Annotated in this window: 1 protein-coding gene and 1 pseudogene; both read left to right on the top strand. The window is 71.9% G+C overall.

Going from position 1 to position 1180, the window contains the following annotated elements:
• A partial coding sequence (locus AC27KI_RS25315; RefSeq protein ID WP_487116550.1) for an aminotransferase class III-fold pyridoxal phosphate-dependent enzyme occupies positions 1-607 on the top strand: 607 nt, incomplete at its 5' end.
• Positions 604-1059: pseudogene (gene bioD / locus AC27KI_RS25310) on the top strand (dethiobiotin synthase); the annotation flags it as partial. The gene AC27KI_RS25315 and the pseudogene bioD, both read left to right, overlap by 4 nt.
• Positions 1060-1180 lie beyond the last annotated feature (121 nt).

Here is a 1180-nt window from a genome sequence, read left to right as displayed (position 1 = left end):
GCTGTGCGACCGCTACGGCGTGCACCTGGTGGTGGACGAGATCGCCACCGGCTTCGGCCGCACCGGCACGATGTTCGCGCACCAGCAGGCCGGCATCCGGCCCGATTTCATCTGCCTGTCCAAGGGCCTCACGGGCGGCACGCTGCCGCTGTCGGCCGTGCTCACCACCGAGGCCATGTACGCCGCGTTCTACGACGACGACGTGGCCCGCGGCTTCCTGCATTCGCACTCCTACACCGGCAACCCGCTGGCCTGCCGCGCGGCGCTGGCCACGCTGGAACTGTTCGACCAGCTCGACCCGCTCGCGGCCAATGCGGCGCTGGCCGGGCGCATCGACGCCGCCTGCGCGCCCATCACGCAGCACCCGCGCGTGCGCCATGCGCGCCGGCTGGGCATGGTGTGGGCATGGGACGTGCAGACCTCCCTGCCCGATTTTTCCCGCCGCTACCACCGCCACGCCATGGCGCGCGGGCTGGTGCTGCGCCCCATCGGCAAAACGCTCTACGCCATGCCGCCCTACGTGCTCGACGACGAGGCCGTGCAGCACCTGGGCGACGCCGCCTTCGCCGCACTGCAGGCCACGCTGGCCGAGGAGACCGCCCCATGAACCCGACCCCGGCATTCGCCTGTTTCGTCACCGGCACCGACACCGGCGTGGGCAAGACGCTGGCCTCGGCCGGCCTGCTGCACGCGCTGGCGCGCCACCACACGCGCGTCGTGGGCATGAAGCCCATCGCCGCGGGCGCCGAATGGCACCATGGCCAGCTCGCCAACGAAGACGCCCTCGCCCTGCGCGCCGCCTCCACCATCGCGGTGCCCCCGGCGCTGGACAACCCCGTGCTGCTGCCCGACCCGCTCTCGCCCCACATCGCCGCCGAGCGCGCGGGCACGCGCATCGACATCGCGCACATCGTGCGCAGCTACGAAGCGCTGGCGGCGCAGGCCGATGCGGTCGTCGTCGAAGGCGCGGGCGGGTTCCACGTGCCGCTGTCGGACACCGAGACCGGCGCCGACCTCGCCCAGGCCCTGGGCCTGCCCGTGGTGCTGGTGGTGGGCCTGCTTCCTTCGCAAGGCGCGCGCACGGTCATTCCGGCGGTGGGCCACGGTGGTATCGCTGCTGGGCATCCTTCGGCATCATGTATTTTCTGGGTTTCAGCCTGAACAACCTGAGCCCTGATGG

This window comes from Acidovorax sp. KPB24-03, from assembly GCF_057546605.1.
The sequence above is the reverse complement of the archived record's forward strand: the minus strand, read 5'-3'. Positions and strand labels throughout refer to the sequence as shown.